The organism is Actinomycetes bacterium, assembly GCA_035506535.1.
Classification (GTDB): Bacteria; Actinomycetota; Actinomycetes; order DATJPE01; family DATJPE01; genus DATJPE01.
Genome location: DATJPE010000085.1, coordinates 1 through 2,356, shown reverse-complemented (window position 1 = coordinate 2,356; position 2,356 = coordinate 1). Strand labels below are relative to the sequence as shown.

6 protein-coding genes are annotated in these 2,356 nt (G+C 71.7%); all 6 read right to left on the bottom strand.

The features are described 5' to 3' along the window. Positions 1 to 167: 167 nt before the first annotated feature. Complete coding sequence (locus VMI11_14145) at positions 168 to 413, bottom strand: hypothetical protein (GenBank protein HTY73539.1); 246 nt, start codon at positions 411 to 413, stop codon at positions 168 to 170. Then, positions 404 to 598 carry a hypothetical protein gene (locus VMI11_14140; protein HTY73538.1) on the bottom strand — a complete coding sequence of 65 codons (195 nt, stop codon included), beginning with the start codon at positions 596 to 598 and terminating at the stop codon, positions 404 to 406. Before VMI11_14140 ends, VMI11_14145 begins: the two co-directional genes overlap by 10 nt. Before the next feature lies 1 nt (position 599). After that, positions 600 to 1,397 carry a hypothetical protein gene (locus VMI11_14135; protein ID HTY73537.1) on the bottom strand — a complete coding sequence of 266 codons (798 nt, stop codon included), beginning with the start codon at positions 1,395 to 1,397 and terminating at the stop codon, positions 600 to 602. 142 nt (positions 1,398 to 1,539) lie between these two features. Continuing rightward, on the bottom strand, positions 1,540 to 1,923 hold the full coding sequence (locus VMI11_14130; GenBank protein HTY73536.1) for a hypothetical protein: 384 nt from the start codon (positions 1,921 to 1,923) through the stop codon (positions 1,540 to 1,542). Further along, positions 1,917 to 2,156 (bottom strand): hypothetical protein, encoded by a 240-nt coding sequence (locus tag VMI11_14125; protein ID HTY73535.1) that lies wholly within the window; start codon positions 2,154 to 2,156, stop codon positions 1,917 to 1,919. The genes VMI11_14130 and VMI11_14125 overlap by 7 nt, the downstream gene beginning before the upstream one ends. A 1-nt stretch (position 2,157) precedes the next feature. After that, a partial coding sequence (locus VMI11_14120) for a hypothetical protein (protein ID HTY73534.1) occupies positions 2,158 to 2,356 on the bottom strand: 199 nt, incomplete at its 5' end.

Here is a 2,356-nt window from a genome sequence, read left to right as displayed (position 1 = left end):
TCGACCGTCATCGCTTCTCTCCCCTCAAAAGTTCGCCCCGGGGTCACGGTCCGGGGCCACGCCGGTAGTGGAGCCCCTCGGCGGAGTCGAACCGCCCAGCCCGGGCCCGTGCCTAGTGTCGTAGGTCTGGGGGCCGGCGCTAGTCCCACGCTTCGGGGCCAAGGTCCTTAGTTCCCTCGCTTCGCGTCCGCCGGCGCCGCCTCCCGCCGGCGGCCGGCGAGGTACCCCGCGGCGTACGCCTCGGCGACCTTCTCCTTCGTGAGCTTGCCGACGTCGCTCGCGACCGCCATCAGCGCGAGGGCGGCCAGCGCGAGCGAGAAGGCGGCCGTCGCCGCGGGGAAGACGACGGCCGTCGCGAGGGCCGACCCGAGGACGGCGGCCGTGAGCAGCTTCAGGCGCAGCTTCAGGCGCACGACTCGTCCTCCGCGACGACGTCCTCGGCCTCGGCGAACGCATTCAGCTTGATCGTCGTGAGCTTGTTCCCGTCCGCGACCAGCGTGAAGCTCAGGAACAGGCTGGTCAGGTCCGCGCCGGTCTCCGAGTCGCGGACCCGGACGTCGCGGGGCGACGGGCCGCCGCTGACGACGACGCGGCGCACGTCAGAACTCCGCGTCGTCGGAGCCCGGTTCCCGACCAGGCGCCGGAGCGGACTCCAGCTCCTGGTCGTCTGCCACCTTCCGGCCGCTGAAGCCCTTCAGGGTCTCCTCGGCCGTCCGGTAGGTGGCCGCGTCCGCCATCCCGACCTGGGTCACGCCGAAGACGAAGTACGCGCCCTTGGCGTTCTTGGTCGGGTTCGCGACGACCGCGACGACGCGGGCCCAGGGCTCGACCTTCCTCCCCCTCAGCGGGAGGGTGAGGAGCGAGTTGAGCGCCTTCGCCGCGCCGAGCGACGTCCCCTTGAAACTGAGGACGATCGGCTCGAGGCCGGTCGGCGTCAGCAGGAGGGCGACGTACTCGCGCAGCTCGGTGGCGACCGGCTTGACCGTCTCGCCGTTCTCGTCCTCGGTGAACCGCATCCGCGGGTCGGTGTACCGCCCGTCGGCGTCCTTCGTCGTCGGGACGTTGCGGTCGACGATCCCGCCGCCGTCCTCCATCGGCGCGAACTCGATCGCGCGCGTCGGCTCCCGGCGCACGACGACGACCCGCGCGGGCTGCTCGACCTTCTCGCGCGTGAGCGTGTTGAACAGGTCCCCCTGGTTCAGCCCGGGGATGTACTTCGTCCCGCCACGGACCAGCTCCGGGGCCGTCGGCTGCGCCACCGCCAGGCGCGGGAGGACCAGGTCGTCCCGGTCCAGCTCGCCCATGGCGCCGGACGTCGCCGGCTTGATGTAGTCCGGGAGCGCGATCGCGCCGCCGGTCTCCGCCTTCACGACCGCGTACTTGTCCTTGTCTTCCATCCGTCCTTCTTCCTTTTACCGTTACCGTTTCGGCGCCTCGGACGCCGTTGCAGGATTGCAGCGGCGTCCGAACGTACCAGCATCTCCGCCACCTCGCGCAGCGCCCGGTCAGAGAACCCGGCCGCCAGGCGCGAGAGGCCCCTCACCCTTCGGCCAGGTGCGCGAGGACCTCGCCCCAGTCCGTCTCGGTGTTGACGCCGAGGTACTCGAGGACGTCCTGCGCGCGCCGCGTCGCCACGCCGCGGAGCACCTTCAGCTTCAGCGCGTGGGTCCGCGCCGCCTCCGGCGGGCTGGCGACCCAGTCGTCGGCGAACGCCGACGGGTCGATGATCCGCGCCACGGCCTCGGTCCGCGCCCACAGGTCCGGGCGCAGCTCCCTCGCGAGGCCGAGCGCCCGCTCGAGGTCGTCCCTCAGCTTGCGCTGCCGCTTCCGCCTCCTCCGCTCCTCCCGCTGGGTGGCCACGAACTCGCTCGGGGCGTGGGCCTCCCTCTCCTCGTAGGGCGGCGGGGTGATCTCCCTCAGCACCTCCGCGCCTCCCGGAACCAGAACTCCGCGCGGCGCCGCTCGCGCTGGACCTCCTCGTTGAACCAGTGCGTCGCCTCGAACAGCTCGTCCCGGGTCTGTCGGGCATACCGCTGGTAAGCCTCGGCCTCCCGTCGGGAGGACTGGGCCTCGTAGCGGGCCGAGACCAGGTCGCGATAGAGGATGACCGTCAGTGCGAACGTCGCGCCAGCGAGGGCGGCGAGTACCCACTCCACTTTAGCCCCTCCGGTAGTTCGTCTTGTTGTACGCGCCGGACATCACCACCCCGTCGGGAAGCGGCTCCCCCTCGACGGCGCGGTCCCCGCAGGCCGCCGTCAGCCACTGGGAGTTGACGGTCAGCTTCCCCTCGAGGCCGTTCGCGACCATCCAGGCGCGGAGCTTGTCCGGCTCCGCGACGCGGAACGTGATCGCCGGC

Excerpts from the sequence above, each read along its gene's own strand:
- VMI11_14135 (HTY73537.1), bottom strand. The coding sequence starts at position 1,397 with ATGGAAGACAAGGACAAGTACGCGGTCGTGAAGGCGGAGACCGGCGGC.